Origin of the sequence: Sphingomonas sp. MM-1, assembly GCF_000347675.2 — a bacterium.
Lineage (GTDB): Bacteria > Pseudomonadota > Alphaproteobacteria > Sphingomonadales > Sphingomonadaceae > Sphingomonas_E > Sphingomonas_E fennica.
In genome coordinates, this window is sequence record NC_020561.1 from 1,012,647 (window position 1) to 1,031,339 (window position 18,693).

General features: G+C 67.7%; 16 protein-coding genes and 2 pseudogenes. 11 read left to right on the forward strand and 7 right to left on the reverse strand.

Going from position 1 to position 18,693, the window contains the following annotated elements; all coding sequences use genetic code 11:
- The first annotated feature begins 62 nt into the window (after positions 1–62).
- On the forward strand, positions 63–260 hold the full coding sequence (locus G432_RS04920) for a DUF1192 domain-containing protein (RefSeq protein ID WP_015457718.1): 198 nt from the start codon (positions 63–65) through the stop codon (positions 258–260).
- Between the two features lie 179 nt (positions 261–439).
- Complete coding sequence (gene clpA, locus G432_RS04925; protein WP_015457719.1) at positions 440–2,752, forward strand: ATP-dependent Clp protease ATP-binding subunit ClpA; 2,313 nt, start codon at positions 440–442, stop codon at positions 2,750–2,752.
- A 97-nt stretch (positions 2,753–2,849) separates the two neighbouring features.
- Here the strand turns inward: clpA and G432_RS04930 are convergent, their stop codons facing one another.
- From G432_RS04930 to ada, 5 genes are all read right to left on the reverse strand, one after another.
- Positions 2,850–3,446: a DUF4126 domain-containing protein gene (locus G432_RS04930; RefSeq protein WP_015457720.1), complete on the reverse strand. Its 597-nt coding sequence runs from the start codon at positions 3,444–3,446 to the stop codon at positions 2,850–2,852.
- A gap of 40 nt (positions 3,447–3,486) precedes the next feature.
- Positions 3,487–5,658: a primosomal protein N' gene (locus G432_RS04935; RefSeq protein ID WP_015457721.1), complete on the reverse strand. Its 2,172-nt coding sequence runs from the start codon at positions 5,656–5,658 to the stop codon at positions 3,487–3,489.
- 41 nt (positions 5,659–5,699) lie between these two features.
- On the reverse strand, positions 5,700–6,365 hold the full coding sequence (locus G432_RS04940) for a Fe2+-dependent dioxygenase (RefSeq protein ID WP_015457722.1): 666 nt from the start codon (positions 6,363–6,365) through the stop codon (positions 5,700–5,702).
- The gene (locus G432_RS04945; protein ID WP_015457723.1) at positions 6,365–7,420 is read right to left on the reverse strand and encodes a hypothetical protein; all 1,056 of its coding nucleotides are present in this window, start codon (positions 7,418–7,420) and stop codon (positions 6,365–6,367) included. Before G432_RS04945 ends, G432_RS04940 begins: the two co-directional genes overlap by 1 nt.
- Before the next feature lie 199 nt (positions 7,421–7,619).
- A complete protein-coding gene (ada, locus tag G432_RS04950) occupies positions 7,620–8,687 on the reverse strand; it encodes a bifunctional DNA-binding transcriptional regulator/O6-methylguanine-DNA methyltransferase Ada (RefSeq protein WP_015457724.1) in 1,068 nt (355 codons plus the stop codon).
- Between the two features lie 290 nt (positions 8,688–8,977).
- On the opposite strand from ada, the gene G432_RS04955 reads away from it, so the two are divergent.
- The 8 genes and pseudogenes from G432_RS04955 to G432_RS24390 form a co-directional block, all read left to right on the forward strand.
- Positions 8,978–9,532 carry a F0F1 ATP synthase subunit delta gene (locus G432_RS04955; RefSeq protein WP_015457725.1) on the forward strand — a complete coding sequence of 185 codons (555 nt, stop codon included), beginning with the start codon at positions 8,978–8,980 and terminating at the stop codon, positions 9,530–9,532.
- A 2-nt stretch (positions 9,533–9,534) separates the two neighbouring features.
- On the forward strand, positions 9,535–11,064 hold the full coding sequence (gene atpA / locus G432_RS04960; RefSeq protein ID WP_015457726.1) for a F0F1 ATP synthase subunit alpha: 1,530 nt from the start codon (positions 9,535–9,537) through the stop codon (positions 11,062–11,064).
- Between the two features lie 4 nt (positions 11,065–11,068).
- The gene (locus G432_RS04965) at positions 11,069–11,686 is read left to right on the forward strand and encodes a LysE family translocator (protein ID WP_015457727.1); all 618 of its coding nucleotides are present in this window, start codon (positions 11,069–11,071) and stop codon (positions 11,684–11,686) included.
- A 6-nt stretch (positions 11,687–11,692) separates the two neighbouring features.
- On the forward strand, positions 11,693–12,577 hold the full coding sequence (locus tag G432_RS04970; RefSeq protein WP_015457728.1) for a F0F1 ATP synthase subunit gamma: 885 nt from the start codon (positions 11,693–11,695) through the stop codon (positions 12,575–12,577).
- Positions 12,578–12,624: 47 nt separating this feature from the next.
- Positions 12,625–14,091, forward strand: a complete 1,467-nt coding sequence (gene atpD, locus G432_RS04975; protein ID WP_015457729.1) for a F0F1 ATP synthase subunit beta — start codon at positions 12,625–12,627, stop codon at positions 14,089–14,091.
- A 134-nt stretch (positions 14,092–14,225) separates the two neighbouring features.
- Positions 14,226–14,495 (forward strand): ATP synthase F1 subunit epsilon, encoded by a 270-nt coding sequence (locus G432_RS04980; protein WP_015457730.1) that lies wholly within the window; start codon positions 14,226–14,228, stop codon positions 14,493–14,495.
- 175 nt (positions 14,496–14,670) lie between these two features.
- Positions 14,671–15,405: pseudogene (locus G432_RS24030) on the forward strand (SGNH/GDSL hydrolase family protein); the annotation flags it as partial.
- Between the two features lie 87 nt (positions 15,406–15,492).
- Positions 15,493–15,594: pseudogene (locus G432_RS24390) on the forward strand (PEPxxWA-CTERM sorting domain-containing protein); the annotation flags it as partial.
- 15 nt (positions 15,595–15,609) lie between these two features.
- Here the strand turns inward: G432_RS24390 and G432_RS04990 are convergent.
- A complete protein-coding gene (locus G432_RS04990) occupies positions 15,610–16,059 on the reverse strand; it encodes a DUF6265 family protein (protein ID WP_015457732.1) in 450 nt (149 codons plus the stop codon).
- A gap of 26 nt (positions 16,060–16,085) precedes the next feature.
- A complete protein-coding gene (locus G432_RS04995) occupies positions 16,086–17,021 on the reverse strand; it encodes a DMT family transporter (protein WP_015457733.1) in 936 nt (311 codons plus the stop codon).
- 90 nt (positions 17,022–17,111) lie between these two features.
- On the opposite strand from G432_RS04995, the gene G432_RS05000 reads away from it, so the two are divergent.
- Positions 17,112–18,623, forward strand: a complete 1,512-nt coding sequence (locus G432_RS05000) for a CpaF family protein (RefSeq protein ID WP_041864795.1) — start codon at positions 17,112–17,114, stop codon at positions 18,621–18,623.
- Positions 18,624–18,693 lie beyond the last annotated feature (70 nt).

The following is an 18,693-nucleotide window of genomic DNA, read 5'->3' on the forward strand; positions in this document are numbered from 1 at the left end:
TTCGGCGCTTTTGTCAGGTCGCGTTTATTGACATGGAGCGCGCATCGGTCAACGCTCCCCGAATGGACGTTGACGACAATCTTCCCCGACGCACCGACGATCCGCTGACGCTGCTTCGCCTGCAGGATCTCGACCCGTTTTCGGTGGACGAGCTGAACGCGAGAATCGCCGCGCTGGAGGCGGAGATCGCCCGGGTGCGCGGCAAGATCGATGCCGCCGTTAACCACCGCGCAAGCGCCGAGTCCCTATTCCGGCGATGAGGACGGGCCAGCCTGAGCGCGGAAGACGCGATCGGGCTCGGGCGGGCTTCAACGGCGATGGGCGCTCTTTCCACGCGGGAAGCACCGGATCGGCCGGGTGCCTTGATGAACGCCCCCAGGCTCACGACATATGTGTCAGCGGGTCGCGCCTCCCACGCGGCCTGAAGGAGTAGATTGCAATGCCATCTTTCGCCCGCGAGCTGGAACAGACCCTGCACAACGCGCTTTCCGCCGCGTCCAGCCGCCGTCACGAATATGCCACGCTCGAACATCTCCTGCTCGCGCTGATCGACGACGAGCATGCCGCCAAGGTCATGGCCGCCTGCGGGGTGGAGCTGGGCGATCTCAAGGAGGCCGTGCGCCTCTATCTCGATACCGAGCTCGATGCGCTGAAGGTGGAGGGCAATACCGATCCCTCGCCCACCAGCGGTTTCCAGCGCGTGGTCCAGCGCGCGATCCTCCACGTCCAGTCCTCCGGGCGGGAGGAAGTGACGGGCGCCAACGTTCTCGTCGCGCTCTTTTCCGAACGCGAATCCTACGCGGTCTATTTCCTCCAGCAGCAGGATATGAGCCGGCTGGATGCGGTCAGCTATATCAGCCACGGCGTCGGCAAGGCCGGCCAGCCCACGGAGCAGCGCGAAGTGAAGGGCGCGGACGAGGAAAAGGCCCAGAAGCAGGATGGCAAGAAGGGCGAGAGCGCCCTCAAGCAGTTCTGCGTCAACCTCAACGAAAAGGCCAAGGACGGCCGCGTCGATCCGCTGATCGGCCGCGGGCCGGAGGTGGACCGCACCGTCCAGATCCTGTGCCGCCGGTCCAAGAACAACCCGCTTTACGTGGGCGATCCGGGCGTGGGCAAGACGGCGATCGCCGAGGGCCTGGCCCGCAAGATCGTGGAAGGCGACGTGCCGGACGTGCTGCTGCCGGCCGTGATCTATTCGCTCGACATGGGGGCGCTGCTCGCCGGCACCCGCTATCGCGGCGATTTCGAGGAACGGCTGAAGCAGGTGGTGACGGAGCTGGAGAAGCTGCCGCACGCCGTGCTGTTCATCGACGAGATCCACACCGTGATCGGCGCCGGCGCCACGTCGGGCGGCGCCATGGATGCGTCCAACCTGCTGAAGCCGGCCCTTTCCGGCGGCACGATCCGCTGCATCGGATCGACCACCTACAAGGAATTCCGCAACCATTTCGAAAAGGATCGCGCGCTGCTGCGCCGGTTCCAGAAGATCGACGTCAACGAGCCGACGGTGGAGGATACGATCAAGATCCTCGCCGGCCTGCGTTCGGCCTTCGAGGAACATCATTCGGTGAAATATACGCCGGATGCGATCAAGTCGGCGGTCGAGCTTTCGGCCCGCTACATCAACGATCGCAAGCTGCCCGACAAGGCGATCGACGTGATCGACGAGGTGGGCGCCATGCAGATGCTGGTGCCGCCGTCGCGCCGGAAGAAGGTGATCACGCCCAAGGAGATCGAGGCCGTGATCGCGACGATGGCGCGCATCCCGCCAAAATCCGTCTCCACCGACGACAAGAAGGTGCTGGAGACGCTGGAGACCGACCTGAAGCGCGTGGTGTTCGGCCAGGATCGCGCGATCGAGGTCCTCTCCTCCGCCATCAAGCTGAGCCGCGCGGGCCTGCGCGATCCGGACAAGCCGATCGGCAACTATCTGTTCTCCGGCCCCACCGGCGTCGGCAAGACGGAGGTCGCCCGCCAGCTCGCCCAGATCATGGGCATCCCGCTGCAGCGGTTCGACATGTCCGAATATATGGAGCGCCACTCGGTCAGCCGGCTGATCGGCGCGCCTCCGGGCTATGTCGGCTACGATCAGGGCGGCCTGCTGACCGATGCGGTCGACCAGCATCCGCACAGCGTGCTGCTGCTCGACGAGATCGAGAAGGCGCATCCCGACCTGTTCAACATCCTGCTGCAGGTGATGGACAATGGGAAGCTGACCGATCACCACGGCAAGACGGTGGATTTCCGCAACACCATCCTGATCATGACGACCAATGCCGGCGCGTCGGACATGGCGCGCGAGGGCATCGGCTTCGGCGCGACCAGCCGCGAGGATGCGCAGGAAGAGGCGGTGAAGAAGATGTTCACCCCCGAATTCCGCAACCGCCTCGATGCGATCGTGCCGTTCAGCTACCTGCCGACCGAGGTGGTGAGCCGGGTGGTGGAGAAGTTCATCCTCCAGCTCGAGCTTCAGCTGGCCGATCGCGATGTCCACATCTCGATGGACGAGGACGCCAAGGCGTGGCTCACCGCCCGGGGCTATGACAAGCTCTACGGCGCCCGCCCGATGGGCCGCCTGATCCAGGAGAAGATCAAGCAGCCGCTGGCCGAGGAGTTGCTGTTCGGCAAGCTCGTCCATGGCGGCGAGGTGAAGGTCCGCCTGAAGGACGAGGCCCTCGCCTTCGAGATCACCCCCGCCGCGCCCAAGCGCCCGAAGAAGGGCGGCAAGGCCAAGGCCGAGGTGAAGGGCTGATCGACGCGGCTCCGCCGCTACGTCCAGGAAACAGCGCCGCCCCGGTCGATCGCCGGGGCGGCGTTTTCTTTTTGGCCATGAGGCTATCGGCGCCGGTTCACGCGGCCCTTTCAGGCCCGCCCAGCAACCGCTTCAACAGCCGCCGCACCCACCAGAGCGTCAACACCACCGCCGCCAGCAGCAGCAAGGCGATCGCCACCGCCGCCACCGGATTGGCGAGCGCTAGGTAGAGCAGGCCCGTGGTGGCGACGTCCTCCCCGGTCGAAACCGCGATATTGCTGAACGGTTCGGGGCTGGCATTCACCACCGCCCGCGCCCCGGCCTTGGCGCCGTGCGCCATCAGCGTCGCGCCGCCGCCCAGCAGGAAGCTCGCCACCTGCCAGGCGGGATCGCTGGCATCGACGATCGCCATGGCCAGCAGCGCGCCGCCCACCGGGCGGATCAGCGTGTGGATCGCATCCCAGACGCTGTCGACGATGGCGATCTTGTCCGCCAGGAATTCGGCGAGCAGCGCCACCGCGGATATGCCGATCACCCAGGGATTGGCCAGCACGTCCAGCGAGGAGAGATGCTGCGGCAGATCGATCCAGCCCGTGCGCATCGCCAGCCCCGTCGCGAACACGCAGAGATAGAGCCTCCAGCCCGCGAGCAGGCTGACGCTGGCGGCGACACCGAGCAGTTCCACCACGCCCATGGCCCGCAAGGTGCCACGGCCGCGCCCCGGCAACAATGGCTCAAACGAAGGAGTAAGGGTCCACGTCCACCGCCACGCGCACGCCGCGCGGCCATTCCAGCGCGCCCAGCCACTGGCGGATCACATCCTGCACGTCGAGCGCGCGGCGGGCATGGACCAGCAGGCGCTGGCGATGCCGGCCGCGCAGCATGGCGAGCGGGGCCGGCGCGGGGCCGAAGACGTGCATGCCATCCACCTCGGGCGCGGTGCGGCCGATCAGCCGGGCCGTTTCCACCGCTTCCTCCAGCTTTTCGGACGAGATGATGATTGCGGCGTAACGGCCGAAGGGCGGCGCGTTGGCGGCGCGGCGGGATTCGGTTTCGGCGGCATAGAAGCTTTCCGCATCACCCGACACCAGCGCGCGGATGACGGGCGCGGACGGCTCGCGCGTCTGGATATAGACATGGCCGGGCTTGGCGCCGCGCCCTGCCCGCCCCGCCACCTGCGCGATCTGCTGGAAGCTGCGTTCCGCCGCGCGCAGATCGCCGCCGGCCAGCCCGAGATCGGCATCCACCACGCCCACCAGAGTGAGGTTCGGGAAGTGATAGCCCTTGGTGATGAGCTGGGTGCCGATGACGATATCGATATCGCCCGCCTCCATCCGGCCGACGAACTCCGCCGCCTTGGCCGGCGACCAGAGCGTGTCCGACGTCACCACCGCCGTCTTCGCGTCGGGGAAGAGCGCGGACGCTTCATCGGCGATCCGCTCCACCCCCGGCCCGCAGGCGACCAGCGAATCCTCCGCCTTGCATTCGGGGCAGAAGGCCGGCGGCGGCATGACATGGCCGCAATGATGGCAGGCCAGCCGCGCCATCAGCCGGTGCTCCACCATCCAGGCCGTGCAATTGGGGCATTGGAAGCGGTGCCCGCAGGTCCGGCACAAAGTGAGCGGCGCATAGCCCCGCCGGTTGAGGAACAACAGCGCCTGTTCCTTGCGCTCCAGCGTCTCCTCGATCGCCTTCACCAGCGTCGGCGCCAGCCAGCGGCCGCGCGGCGGCGGATCGCGCAGCAGGTCCACCTCGTTGATATCGGGCATCTGCGCCACGCCGTAACGGCCGGGCAGCTTCAGCTCCTCATAGCGGCCCAGCGCCACCTGCTGGCGCGTCTCGATCGCGGGCGTGGCGGATGCCAGCACCACCGGGCAGCTTTCGAAGCCGCCGCGCATCACCGCCACGTCGCGGGCGTGATACATCACGCCGTCTTCCTGCTTGAAGCTGGTCTCGTGCGCCTCGTCCACCACGATCAGGCCGAGCTTCGCATAAGGCAGGAACAGGGCGGAGCGCGCGCCCACCACCACCTTCGCCTCGCCGGTCGCAATCGCCCGCCAGGCCCGCCGCCGCTGCGACTGGCGCAGGTCCGAATGCCAGGCGATGGGCGCATGGCCGAAACGCGCGGCGAAGCGCTTCAGGAACGGCTCGGTCAAGGCGATCTCGGGCAGCAGCACCAGCGTCTGCCGCCCCTGCCGAATCGCCTCGGCCACCGCCTCGAAATAAACCTCGGTCTTGCCCGATCCGGTCACGCCGTCGAGCAGGAAGGGCTGGAATGCGTGCGCGCGCACCGCCTCCACCAGCCGGCCCGCCACCGCCGCCTGATCCGCCGAAAGATCGGGCCGGGCATGGTCGGGATCGGGATCGAGGAAGGGATCGTCGACCGAAACCTCCACCGCCTCGATCGCGCCGGCCTTCACCAGCCCCCGGATCACCGCATCGGAAACGTCGGCGATGGCGGCCAGCTCGCGCACCAGCCCCTGCCGCTCGCCGATCCGCTCCAGCGCCTGCTCGCGCTGCGGGGTGAGGCGATCCGGCACCCGGCCGGTGGCGCGATATTCGGTCACGGTCCGCGCGCCATCCAGCGCCGATGCGGAGGAAAGCGCCATCCGCAGCACGGCGGCCGGCGGCGCGAGATAATAATTGGCGGTCCACTCGATCAGCCGGCGCAGCGGCTCGCCCAGCGGCGGCAGATCATAGACGCCGGCCAGCGGGCGCAGACGATTGTCGCCCACCTCCGCATCGGAAGGCATACGATCCGCCTCCCACACCACCCCGGTCCACTGCCGGGGGCCGAGCGGCGCCAGCACGATCGATCCCGGCCGCACGTCCTGCCCCGGATCCACCCGATAATCGAGCGGACCGAGCGCGGGGTTGAGCAGGAGGACACGGGCGCGAGGGTTCACGCCCCCGAATTAGGGATGCGAAGCCGGAAAGGAAATGCCGATCAGGGGTGATCCGTCCAGCGCCGCATCAGATTGAACTGCACGGCCTGCAGACGGGAGAAATTCTCCGGCGCCATATTATTGCCCTCCAGCGCCGCCACCTCGTTCAGCTCGTAGAGCAGGTCGCGCTCCACCGGATCGGCGATGCGGCTCTGGATGAAGGTGATCGCCACCAGCCGCTGCCCGCGCGTCACCGGCTCCACCTCATGAAGCGTCATCGACGGATAGACGATCGCCGAGCCGGGCGGCCCCTTGAACCGCATCTCGCCGCTGCCCAGCATGATGCGCAGCGCGCCGCCGTCATAGCTTGCCGGATCGGCCAGGAAGACGGTGCAGCTCAGATCGGACCTGAGCGGCCCGTTCGGCGTCTGCATCATCGCCGCATCGGGATGCAGGCCGTAATTCATCCCCGGCTCGTAACGCGCCAGCAGCGGCGGCGCGATCGCCTTGGGAAAGGCCACGTCGAAGAATTCCCGGTTGCCGAGCAGCGCGCGCGCCACGATCTGCGCCGTCCGTTCCGCTGGCTGGGGTTCATGAAGCTGCTGGTTGTTCTTCACCCGCGAGTGCGGGTTGCTGACGCGCCCGTCCACGAAATTGGAGGTCGCCGCGATCTGCCGGAGCTCCGCCACCGCCTCCGGCGCCAACACATTCTCGATCAGCCTGAACATCAATGCACTCCCTGCGCCGCGCGATCCAGCGCGCGGGCGATCAACGGATATTGGCGGCCGGCCTCGGCAAGCCAGCGCTGGCCCCGGGCGATCTCCCCCGCCTGATCGCGCCTCGCCTGGGCCAGCACGTCGCGCCGCAATTGCGGGCTATAGCCATGCTCGGGCGCCTTGGAATAGCGCGACATGATCGGCCCGCCGACAAGCGCCTGCGCCTGTTCCATCGCCAGCGGCGCCTCGAAATGGGCGGCGATCCGCGCAAGCGATGCCGCCGGATCGGCCAGGAAGCCATCGAAGTCCATCCACAGCGCCTGCCCTTCCGCGGCGCCCGCGCCGGCTTCTTCCAGCGCGGCCATCTCGCACGCCCAGCCGAGCGCCACGCGCTCGCCCGGCGACATCTCCCACAGCCGCCAGGGCTCGGCGCCGATCCGGGCGTGGAGGCGGAGGAGCCGGGTCGGGCTCCAGACCGCCAGCTCCTGCATCGATGCCTCGCCGGCCAGGATGGTCGGCAGATAGCTTTCGGGCTTCACGAACAGGAAAAGCGCCTTCTGCCCGGCCGCCAGGATTTCGGGCGCAAGATCGGAAACGAAGCTGGTCGCCTTGACGATGGCGCGCTGCTCGGGCCGGAACGTCCGCGAAAGCCAGCCCAGCGCCATGCCGACCCGCGCATCGAACCGTTGCGGCGACCAGGCGGATTCGGGCCTGCCCCGGATGCGCCGCAGGTCCGCGAGCCCGCGCAGCAGCACGGGCTCCCGCACCGCCAGCACGTCCGGCAGCTCGCCCAGCAGCCGGGATATCAGCGTCGACCCGACATGGCCGATATGGAAGATGTGACGGGCCGTGGCCGGCAACGATCCCGACAGGCGTTCCAGATCCTCCCAGCCGAACCATTGGCAGGGGCGGTCCTGCGTGAGGATGCGCTGATCGAGGAAGCTCGCCCCGGCATAATCCGCCTCCGCCATCCGCGCGACGAGCAGGCGATCCCCGGCCACGTCCAGCGACTGCACGAACAATTCCGCCGAGGACCGGAAAAGCTGGGCGAAGGGATCGGCGGTCACGAAAGCTCCAGAGAGACAAGGGCGACGCCTCTCCTAACGGCTTCGTCCTGCCGATGCACTAGCGGATGCCCGAGCGCATTCCTGTCCCCAATCCGTCATGCCAAACCTGGTTCAGCACCCATCCTTCCACGCGCGCCGACATCGCTTGTCGCGCGAGGGGCGCTGAACCAGGTCCAGGGTGACGGCATCCCGCCCCTCTTCAGCCCTCCCGCCCTTCCCGCGCCAGCAGTTCCTGCTTGATCGCCAGGCCATAGGCATAGCCGCCGAGCGTGCCGTCGCCGCGCTTGGCGCGGTGGCAGGGGATCAGCACCGCGACATTGTTGGCGCCGCAGGCGGAACCCGCCGCCCGCGCAGCGCCCGGCCGGCCCACCTTGGCGGCAAGCGCGGCATAAGAGAGGGTTTCGCCCGGCGGAATGCGGGAAAGCTCGCGCCACACCGCTTCCTGGAAGGCGGTGCCCTTCACATCGAGCGGCAGATCGTGCGGCCGTTCCGGCTCCTCGACCGCCGCCACCGTGCGCCGGACGAGATCGGCCAGCTCCGCCCCGCCGGGCGCGATATCGGCATGTGGGAAACGGTCCGCCAGCACCGATTCGTCCTCGTCGAAGGACAGGCGGCAGATGCCGCGATCGGTGGCGGCGACCAGCATGGCGCCCAGGCTGGTCGGCGCGATCGCCCAGCGGATGGAGACGCCCCGGCCGCCGTCGCGCCAGGCCGATGGGGTCATCCCCAGCCGGGCCGGCGCCTCGGCGTAGAAGCGGGCGGGGGCGGCATAGCCGGCATCGTAGAGAGCTTCGGTCACGGTCTCGGTCTCCTTCAGCGCGGTTTCGGCCCGGCGGGCCCGCAGCGCGCGGGCATAGGCGGCGGGCGTCAGCCCGGTGGCGCGGCGGAACAGCCGCAGGAAATGGTGAGGGGCATAGCCCGCGACGGCGGCCACGGCGTCGAGCGAGGGCGGCTCGGCCTCCGCCGCGATATAGGCCAGCGCCCTGGCGATCCCCGCTTCGTCGCGCGCGACGTCGTCCGGCAGGCATCGCCGGCAGGGGCGCAGGCCGGCGGCGCGGGCGGCCGCGCCATCGCGAAAGAAACGGACATTTTCTCGCCGGGGGTGCCGCGCCGCGCAGGACGGCCGGCAATAGATGCCGGTGGAAAGCACCCCGGTAACGAAATGCCCGTCGCGCGCCCGGTCCCGGCGCAGCACCGCCGCCCAGGCGGCGTCGCCGTCAATGGCCTCCCCTGCGGGGATCGGGTGGGATGATTCGATCTGGGTCATGCCGCTTATGTGGACCCGGTTGGCCCGCTTCGCATCCCGCAGCTTGCTTTCAAAGCGGCGATGCCTTTCCGGCGGGCACCAGCCCGCGCGGCCGGCCTTTGTCGAACCCCCGATGTCGCGCTTGTCCCGCCGGATCGGGCCTTCCTGTCCCTCCGCATGTCCACAAGGTGAACGGCTGCCTTGCATCCCCGCACCGCCCCTGCTAACCGGCGCCCAACCCATGCGGGGACGCCCTTCCGGCGCCCCCTTTTTGCGTATGGGTCGAAATCCATTTGGGGGATTTTAGGCGCGTGGAGATTTCCGGCGGTATTCAGGCAAGCCTTGCAGGACGCTATGCAATAGCGCTGTTCGAGCTCGCCCGTGACGAGAACAGGCTGGACGTCGTTTCCGCCAGCCTCGCCACCCTGAAGCAGGCGCTCGCCGATTCGGCCGAGCTGCGCGAGCTGACGACCAGCCCGATGGTGTCCCGCTACGACGCCAACAACGCGGTGGAAGCCGTGGCGGTGGCGCTGAAGCTCGATCCCCTCACCACCAACTTCCTGGGCGTGCTCGCCACCAACCGCCGCCTGGCGCAGACGGGCGCGGCCATCCGCGCCTTCGGCCAGATCCTGGCGCAGTATCGCGGCGAAACCACCGCCGAGGTGACGTCCGCCCACCCGCTTTCCGATGCGCAGGTGGAAGAGCTCAAGGCCACGCTGAAGGCCCAGATCGGCCGCGACGTCGCCGTGAACCTGCATGTCGATCCCGCGATTCTGGGCGGGCTGATCGTCAAGGTCGGCAGCCGCCAGGTCGATGGCTCCATCCGCACCAAATTGAACACTCTCGCGACTGCGATGAAAGGCTGAACATGGATATCCGCGCCGCAGAAATCTCAAAGGTCATCAAGGACCAGATCGCCTCGTTCGGCTCCGAAGCGCAGGTTTCCGAGGTCGGCTCGGTCCTGTCGGTCGGCGACGGCATCGCCCGCATCCACGGGCTGGACAATGTCCAGGCCGGCGAGATGGTGGAATTCGCCAACGGCATCAAGGGCATGGCGCTCAACCTCGAAGCCGATAACGTCGGCGTCGTGATCTTCGGCACCGATTCCGAGATCAAGGAAGGCGATACCGTCAAGCGCACCGGCACGATCGTGGACGTGCCGGTCGGCAAGGGCCTGCTCGGCCGCGTCGTCGACGGCCTCGGCAACCCGATCGATGGCAAGGGCCCGATCGAATATAGCGAGCGCCGCCGCGTCGAGGTGAAGGCGCCGGGCATCATCCCCAGGAAGTCGGTGCACGAGCCGGTGCAGACCGGCCTCAAGGCGCTCGACGCGCTCGTCCCCGTGGGCCGTGGCCAGCGCGAGCTGATCATCGGCGACCGCCAGACCGGCAAGACCGCGGTCGCGATCGACACCTTCATCAACCAGCGCGAAGCCAATAAGGGCGACGACGAGGGCAAGAAGCTCTACTGCGTCTATGTCGCCGTCGGCCAGAAGCGCTCGACCGTCGCCCAGATCGTCCGCCAGCTCGAGGAAAACGGCGCGATGGAATATTCCATCGTCGTCGCCGCCACCGCGTCCGAGCCGGCGCCGCTCCAGTTCCTCGCGCCCTATACCGGCTGCGCGATGGGCGAATATTTCCGCGACAACGGCATGCACGCCGTGATCGTGTATGATGATCTTTCCAAGCAGGCCGTGGCCTATCGCCAGATGTCGCTGCTGCTGCGCCGTCCGCCGGGCCGCGAAGCCTATCCGGGCGACGTGTTCTATCTCCACTCGCGCCTGCTCGAGCGCGCGGCGAAGATGAACGACGCCAACGGCAACGGCTCGCTCACCGCGCTGCCGATCATCGAAACGCAGGCCGGCGACGTTTCCGCCTACATCCCGACCAACGTGATCTCGATCACCGACGGCCAGATCTTCCTCGAAACCGACCTCTTCTATCAGGGCATCCGCCCCGCGATTAACGTCGGCCTCTCGGTCAGCCGCGTCGGTTCCGCCGCGCAGACCAAGGCGATGAAGAAGGTCGCCGGCTCGATCAAGCTGGAGCTGGCCCAGTATCGCGAAATGGCGGCCTTCGCCCAGTTCGGCTCGGATCTCGACGCTTCGACCCAGAAGCTCCTGAACCGCGGCGCCCGCCTCACCGAGCTGCTGAAGCAGGCCCAGTTCAACCCGATGCCGTTCGAGGAACAGGTCGCCTCGATCTTCGCCGGCGTGAACGGCTATCTCGATGCCATCCCGGCGTCCGATGTCGTCCGCTTCGAGGCCGCGCTGCTCGCCGACCTGCGCGCGCATCACGCGGACGTGCTGAAGGGCATTCGCGACACCAAGGACCTGGGCGACGACCTGAAGGCGAAGCTGACCGCCGCGCTGGACGCCTTCGCCAAGACCTTCGCCTGATCGGATGCTGACCACCCACACCCTTCTGGCCTGGACGGTGCTGGCGATCGCGCTGGTGCTGACCCCCGGCCCCGACACGATGCTCGTGGCGGGCAACGCGGCACGGCGCGGCTTCCGCGCCGGCATCGCGACCGCCAGCGGCATCGCGCTCGGCGGGGTGTGGTATATGGCGCTGTGCGGCTTCGGCTTCCTCAGCCTGCTCAATGCCGTGCCCGGCATGTTCGCGGCGGTGAAGACGATCGGCGCGATCTATCTCGCCTGGCTCGGCCTCAAGCTGGTCCGCGGCGCGATCGCGCCCGCCAGGGGTGAAGCCGCTCCGGTCGCCATGGGCGCGCCGTTCCGCCAGGGTTTCCTCACCACCATCCTCAACCCGAAGGTGGCGGTGTTCTTCCTGGCGGCGCTGCCCCAGTTCGTCGGCACCGGCCCGGAAGCGCCGCTGCGCGGCGTCCTGCTGGTCGGGATCGTCTATGCCGTGGGCTTCGCCTGGCTGGCGCTTCTTGCCGGCCTCGCCTCCCGCGCGGGCACCCGCATCGGCAACAGCCAGGCCATGCGCTGGATCGAAGGCGCCCTCGGCACCGCATTCGTCGGCTTCGCCGGCAAACTCGCTCTTTCCCGGAACTGATCGCATATGCCCAGCCTCAAGAGCCTAAAGGTCCGCATCACTTCGGTGAAGTCGACCCAGAAGATCACCAAGGCGATGAAGATGGTCGCCGCCGCCAAGCTGCGCCGCGCGCAGCAGGCCGCCGAGGCGGGCCGCCCCTATGCGGAGCGGCTGTCCACGGTGATGTCCAGCCTCGCCTCCAAGGTGACGATCGGCCCGTCCAGCCCGAAGCTGCTGGCCGGCACCGGCAGCGACCAGCGCCACCTGCTGGTCGTCGCCACGTCGGAGCGCGGCCTCGCTGGCGCCTTCAACAGCAACATCGTCAAGCTGGCGCGCAAGACGGCGGACGAGCTGATCGCCCAGGGCAAGGACGTGAAGTTCTACCTGATCGGCAAGAAGGGCCGCGCCGTCATCGCCCGCCTCTATCCGGGCAAGATCGTCCACCAGGTCGATCAGAGCCACATCAAGAACGTCGCCTTCGCCGATGCGCATCAGGTGAGCGAGGATCTGATCCGCCGCTTCGACGCCGGCGAGTTCGATATCGCCCACCTGTTCTTCGCCAAGTTCCAGTCGGCGCTGGCGCAGATCCCGACCGAGCTGCAGATCATTCCCGTGCCGCTGGCCGTGAATGCGGCCCCGGCCACGGGCGGCGCGGAAGCATCGGTGGAATATGAGCCCGACGAGGAAGCGATCCTGACGGAGCTGCTGCCCCGCAACGTTGCCGTTCAGCTTTTCCGCGCGATGCTGGAAAATGCGGCCTCCGAACAGGGCAGCCGCATGACGGCGATGGACAATGCGACCCGCAATGCGGGGGACATGATCAACCGCCTGACGATCCAGTATAACCGGACCCGCCAGGCCGCGATCACCACCGAGCTGGTGGAAATCATTTCGGGCGCGGAAGCGCTCTAAACCAAATCCTGATCGGGTGACGCACCCGGACATTGAGGTGAGAAGACATGTTTGAGCCCAAGAAAGCCAGTAAGGCCGCCGCCAGCAATGTCGGCCGCGTCAGCCAGGTCATCGGCGCCGTCGTCGACGTCCATTTCGATGGCCAGCTGCCGGCGATCCTTTCGGCGCTGGAAACCGAGAACCAGGGCAACCGCCTGGTGCTCGAGGTCGCCCAGCACCTCGGCGAGAACACCGTCCGCACGATCGCGATGGACACGACCGACGGCCTCACCCGCGGCCAGGAAGTCGTCGACACCGGATCGCAGATCCGCGTGCCGGTCGGCCCCAAGACGCTCGGCCGCATCCTGAACGTGATCGGCGAGCCGATCGACGAGCGCGGCCCGGTCGATACCGATCTGTCCGCCCCGATCCACGCGGAAGCGCCGCTGTTCGTCGACCAGTCGACCGAAACCTCGATCCTCGTCACCGGCATCAAGGTGATCGACCTGCTCGCGCCTTACGCCAAGGGCGGCAAGATCGGCCTGTTCGGCGGCGCCGGCGTGGGCAAGACCGTGCTCATCCAGGAACTGATCAACAACATCGCCAAGGGCCATGGCGGCACCTCGGTGTTCGCGGGCGTGGGTGAGCGCACCCGCGAGGGCAACGACCTCTATCACGAATTCCTCGACGCCGGCGTCATCGCCAAGGACGCCGATGGCAACCCGACGCCGGACGGCTCGAAGGTGGCGCTGGTGTTCGGCCAGATGAACGAGCCGCCGGGCGCGCGTGCCCGCGTCGCGCTTTCGGGCCTGACGATCGCCGAATATTTCCGCGACGTCGAAGGCCAGGACGTGCTGTTCTTCGTCGACAACATCTTCCGCTTCACCCAGGCGGGTTCGGAAGTGTCCGCTCTGCTGGGCCGTATTCCTTCGGCCGTGGGCTATCAGCCGACGCTGGCCACCGACATGGGCCAGCTGCAGGAACGCATCACCTCGACCAACAAGGGCTCGATCACCTCGGTGCAGGCCATCTACGTGCCCGCCGACGACTTGACCGATCCGGCGCCGGCCGCGTCCTTCGCCCACCTCGACGCCACGACCGTGCTGTCGCGCGCCATCTCCGAGCTGGGCATCTACCCGGCCGTCGATCCGCTCGACTCCACCTCGCGCGTGCTCACTGCCGCCGTCGTCGGCCAGGAGCATTATGAGACGGCCCGCAAGGTCCAGGAAACGCTGCAGAAGTACAAGTCGCTGCAGGACATCATCGCCATCCTGGGCATGGACGAGCTTTCGGAAGAAGATAAGCTCACCGTTGCCCGCGCCCGCAAGATCCAGCGCTTCCTCAGCCAGCCGTTCCACGTCGCCGAAGTGTTCACCGGCATCCCCGGCAAGTTCGTGCAGATCGAGGATACGGTGAAGTCGTTCAAGGCGGTGGTCGACGGCGAATATGACCATCTGCCCGAAGCCGCTTTCTACATGGTCGGCGGCATCGACGAAGCGGTCGCCAAGGCCCGGAAGCTGGCCGAGGCCGCGTAACATGACTCTATCCCTCTCCCGCTTGCGGGAGGGGACCGGGATGAGGGCGGGCACGAACGCCTCCTTCCATCCCGAAAGAATACCCCCCTCACCCAACCCTCTCCCGCAAGCGGGAGGGGGCTAAGAGGAATGATATGGCCAACCTGCACTTCGAACTCGTCACCCCCGAAAAGCTGCTCCTTTCGGAGGAGGTCCACATGGTGGTCGTTCCCGGCACCGAGGGCGAATTCGGCGTGCTCGCCGGCCATGCCCCCTTCATGTCGGTGATCCGTTCGGGCGAGCTGCGCGTCTATTCCGGCCCGAACACCGTCTCCGCCCGCATCCAGGTGGAAGGCGGCTTCGCGGAAGTGAACGAGAAGGGCCTGACCGTGCTGGCCGAGGCCGCGACCGAAATCCAGGCCTGATGGCGGAAGGCCGGCGGCGCCTTCCGCACGCCGGCTTCCTACCCCTTTCGGGGCGCACCGCCCCAAACCCTTGCATGGTTAACGAAAGCGCCTAGCCTCCCTCTCCATAATAAGGAGGAGGACGAGGATGCGTGCACGCACAGCCCTGCGGCTGGCCATTGCCGGCTGCGTCGCGATGGTCTCCACGGCGGCGATTGCCGCTACGGCAAACCCGAAATATTCCGATCTCTACGTCTTCGGCGACAGCCTGGTCGATGCCGGCAACATCAAGATCCTGACCGGCGGCGCAACGCCGAACGAATCACTCGGCTATTATGACGGCCGCTTCACCAACGGCTACGACTATACCGATCTGCTCTCGATCGCGCTCTACGGCGCCCCCACGGTGGCCTCGCTCGCCGGCGGCAACAATTATGCCTTCGGCGGCGCCAGGGTGGTCGATCATGGCGATGCCATTCCCGATATCCAGGCGCAGCTCGGCTTCTATGCCGGCGACCATGGCGGCGTCGCCAATGCGAACGCGCTCTATGTCCTCAATTTCGGCGGCAATGACATATTCGGGCTGGTGGACGGCAATATCGGCGGCTTCACGCCGACGGACTATATCTCGGCCGTCGTGTCCACCTATGCGGCCGGCGTGCAGTTCTTGAACGATATCGGCGCGCGGAACATCCTGATCGCCGGCATCCCCAATGGCGACATTCCGCTGGCCTATATGGTCGATGCGATGCTGCAGACGTCGCTGGACGGCCTCGCGCTCGACGCCGGCACGCATCTGATGCGCTACGACGTGCTCGACGTGTTCGGGCGGCTGCTGTCCGATCCGGGCAGCCTGGGCCTGCCGCCGCTGAATACCACCGTGCCCTGCCTGGTCGGCGAGACGCCGGGGCCGAACATCGATTGCACCGGCTATTTCTCATTCGACGGCACCCACCCGACCGCCCAGGTGCAGGCGGCGATCGCGCGGGATATCGATCGCCAGTTCGCGATCACCGCCTCCGTGCCCGAACCCGCGACATGGGCGATGATGATCGCCGGCTTCGGCCTGGTCGGCATGGCGATCCGGCGCCGGCCGCGGGCCGTGGCGGTTCCCGCCTGACTATCTGAGCGCGCGTCAGCGCCGGCGATAATGCCAGCGTTCGACGCGCGCGCCGTCCAGCGTCGATATGGTCGCGACCAGCGTATCGCCCTCGCGCCGATAGTGGATGCGCTGCGGGAAATCGTTGGCGGCATTCTCGAACATCGCCTCCCCCTTGTCCGCCCGCACCAGCCGGAACGGCACCGCCGCCTGCCCGCGCGGCATGGCGAAATAGGTGAGCGTGCCATCCGCATCGGCGGCGATCCGGGCATGCTCGAAGAAATCGGCCTGGCCGCCGATGCCGGTGACGCTGCCGCCCATCAGCATCCCGCCCATGGGTTCCGTCCACCATTCGGCCGTCCAGCGCCTGTCCGGCGCCTCGAAATGCCAGTTGCCCGAAAGCCAGCCCAGGCTCGCCGCATCCTGCGCCCGGGCGGGCAGCGCCGCCACCGCCAGCAGCCCGGCCATCGCCACCGCGAATCGCATCGCCTTCCTCCCGCTCCGGGACCGCCTCAGTCGGGCGTTCCTTCCACCATCGGCTCGCTCTGGCCGCGAAACAGCCAGAGGCCGGCGCAGATGATAAGCGCGACGCCGCCCACCGTCACCGGATCGGGCAGGTCGCCGAAAGCGAGCGCGCCGATCAGCAGCGCCACGACGATCTGGATATAGGCCATCGGCGCGATCGTGGCCGCGCTCGCCCGCGTCGTGGCGAGGTAGATGAGGAGGTGGCTGACCGTGCCCGTCACCGCAACGACCGCGCAGCGCAGCATCACCGTCCAGTCCGGCCATGCCACATGGAATCGCGCCGCGCCGGAAAGCTCGCCCACGGCCGCCGCCAGGATCAGGATCGGCGTGGCGAAGCAGGCGCCCAGGAACTGCATCTGGATCGCCGATGCGCCGCCCGCCGCCATCCGGTTGAAGATCATCAGGAAGGCCATGCCCAGCGCCGCGCCCACCGGCAGCAGCGCGGCCGGCCCCAGCGCCAGCAGGTTGGGCCGCAGCACGATGAGCACGCCGGCGAAGGCGATCACGGTCGCCACCCACACCGCCCGGCCGGCATGCTCGCGCAGCAGCAGGGCGGACAGCAGGGCCGTGAGAATCGGGCTGGTGAACTGGATGGCGGTGCTGTCCGCCAGCGGCATCACCTGCACGCCCAGGAAAAAGCCCAGCGTCGCCACCGCGACCGCTGCGCCGCGCCCGAATTGCAGCCAGGGCCGGGGGCAGGCGAATCCCGCTCTCCCCTGCGTCACCGCGATGGCGATGCCCAGCCCGATCAGGCCGAAGACGTAGCGCAGGGCCGAGATCGCCGATCCCGGCCATTGCCCGGCCATGGATTTCACCAGCCCGTCGCCCACGGAAAGACAGGCGAAACCGGCGAGCGCCAGCAGCATCGCCGCGCGGCGATGGCTGGCATTGGCCGGGGCGGCGGTTGCGGCGCGAACGGTCATCGCCCGGTTCATCCGCATTGGTTAGGCAATTGTCAAAGAGTGCGCCCTAAGACCATGGCCGGAATTCCGGCAAGTGACAGGTGAGTGGGGATGAGCGCATTCGGACGACGCGGCGGATTGACGGGCGCGGGCCAGCGCCCTTCCTTCGGCGTGGCGCGGCCCATGCAGGGCGGGGGCAACGCCTCCTCCCCGCTCGACGGCGGCAACCAGTTCCCCACGGTCGATCCCGCGACCCTGCCCGGCGCGCCCGCCGAGCCGGCGCCGCCGGTGGACGCGATGGCGCGGCTCGCCCATCGCCAGGACGCCCCGGCCGAGGCCGGCCCCGCCAAGGCGGAGGGATTCGAGGCGTCCGTCCACAAGATCAAGGAACAGGTGCTGCCGCGCCTGCTGGAGCGGGTGGACCCGGAGGCGGCCGCCACGCTCAACAAGGATGAGCTGGCCGAGGAATTCCGCCCGATCATCGGCGAGGTGCTGGCGGAGCTGAAGATCAACCTGAACCGGCGTGAGCAGTTCGCGCTGGAAAAGGTGCTGGTGGACGAGCTGCTCGGCCTCGGCCCGCTCGAGGAACTGCTGGCCGACGCCGACATCAGCGACATCATGGTCAACGGGCCGGACCAGACCTACATCGAAAAGAAGGGCAAGCTGCAGCTCGCCAACATCCAGTTCCGCGACGAGGAGCATCTGTTCCAGATCGCCCAGCGCATCGTCAACAAGGTCGGCCGCCGCGTCGACCAGACGACGCCGCTGGCCGACGCCCGCCTGGCCGACGGCAGCCGCGTCAACGTGATCGTGCCGCCCTTGTCCCTGCGCGGCACCGCCATCTCGATCCGTAAATTCTCCGCCAAGCCGATCACGCTCGACATGATGGCCGGCTTCGGATCGATGAGCCCGAAGATGGCCACCGCCCTGAAGATCGCCGGCGCCAGCCGCTTCAACATCGTCATCTCCGGCGGCACCGGATCGGGCAAGACGACGATGCTGAACGCGCTTTCGAAGATGATCGACCCGGGCGAGCGCGTCATCACCATCGAGGACGCGGCCGAGCTTCGGCTTCAGCAGCCCCACTGGCTGCCGCTGGAAACCCGTCCCGCCAATCTGGAGGGCAATGGCGCGATCACCATCCGCGATCTCGTCGTCAACGCGCTGCGCATGCGCCCCGATCGCATCATCCTGGGCGAAATCCGCGGCAGCGAATGCTTCGACATGCTCGCCGCCATGAACACCGGCCACGATGGATCGATGTGCACGCTTCACTCCAACTCCCCGCGCGAGGCGCTGGCGCGTATGGAAAACATGGTGATGATGTCGGACATCAAGGTGCCCAAGGAGGCGATCAGCCGCCAGATCGCCGATTCGGTGGACCTCATCGTCCAGGTGAAGCGCCTGCGCGACGGCAGCCGCCGCGTCACCAACATCACCGAGGTGATCGGCATGGAAGGCCCGGTGATCGTGACGCAGGAGCTATTCAAGTTCGAATATCTGGACGAAAGCGCCGACGGCAAGATCATCGGCGAATATCGCGCCATGGGCCTGCGCCCCTATACGCTGGACAAGGCCAAGCAGTTCGGTTTCGATCAGCCCTTCCTCGAATCCTGCCTGTAGGCGCCAGCGCGGCGATGCCGCACGATCGCGGGCGTGGCCCCTGAGGGAGGGCCAGCCCGAGAATCGGGGG

Bases quoted from the DNA above. Each gene is read 5' to 3' on its own strand.
- G432_RS04980 (WP_015457730.1), top strand. From the start codon at position 14,226: ATGGCCAACCTGCACTTCGAACTCGTCACCCCCGAAAAGCTGCTCCTT.
- G432_RS04965 (WP_015457727.1), top strand. From the start codon at position 11,069: ATGCTGACCACCCACACCCTTCTGGCCTGGACGGTGCTGGCGATCGCG.
- clpA (WP_015457719.1), top strand. From the start codon at position 440: ATGCCATCTTTCGCCCGCGAGCTGGAACAGACCCTGCACAACGCGCTT.
- atpA (WP_015457726.1), top strand. From the start codon at position 9,535: ATGGATATCCGCGCCGCAGAAATCTCAAAGGTCATCAAGGACCAGATC.
- G432_RS04930 (WP_015457720.1), bottom strand. From the start codon at position 3,446: ATGGGCGTGGTGGAACTGCTCGGTGTCGCCGCCAGCGTCAGCCTGCTC.
- G432_RS04970 (WP_015457728.1), top strand. From the start codon at position 11,693: ATGCCCAGCCTCAAGAGCCTAAAGGTCCGCATCACTTCGGTGAAGTCG.
- G432_RS04995 (WP_015457733.1), bottom strand. From the start codon at position 17,021: ATGACCGTTCGCGCCGCAACCGCCGCCCCGGCCAATGCCAGCCATCGC.
- G432_RS04940 (WP_015457722.1), bottom strand. From the start codon at position 6,365: ATGTTCAGGCTGATCGAGAATGTGTTGGCGCCGGAGGCGGTGGCGGAG.
- atpD (WP_015457729.1), top strand. From the start codon at position 12,625: ATGTTTGAGCCCAAGAAAGCCAGTAAGGCCGCCGCCAGCAATGTCGGC.
- G432_RS04920 (WP_015457718.1), top strand. From the start codon at position 63: ATGGACGTTGACGACAATCTTCCCCGACGCACCGACGATCCGCTGACG.
- ada (WP_015457724.1), bottom strand. From the start codon at position 8,687: ATGACCCAGATCGAATCATCCCACCCGATCCCCGCAGGGGAGGCCATT.
- G432_RS04990 (WP_015457732.1), bottom strand. From the start codon at position 16,059: ATGCGATTCGCGGTGGCGATGGCCGGGCTGCTGGCGGTGGCGGCGCTG.
- G432_RS05000 (WP_041864795.1), top strand. From the start codon at position 17,112: ATGAGCGCATTCGGACGACGCGGCGGATTGACGGGCGCGGGCCAGCGC.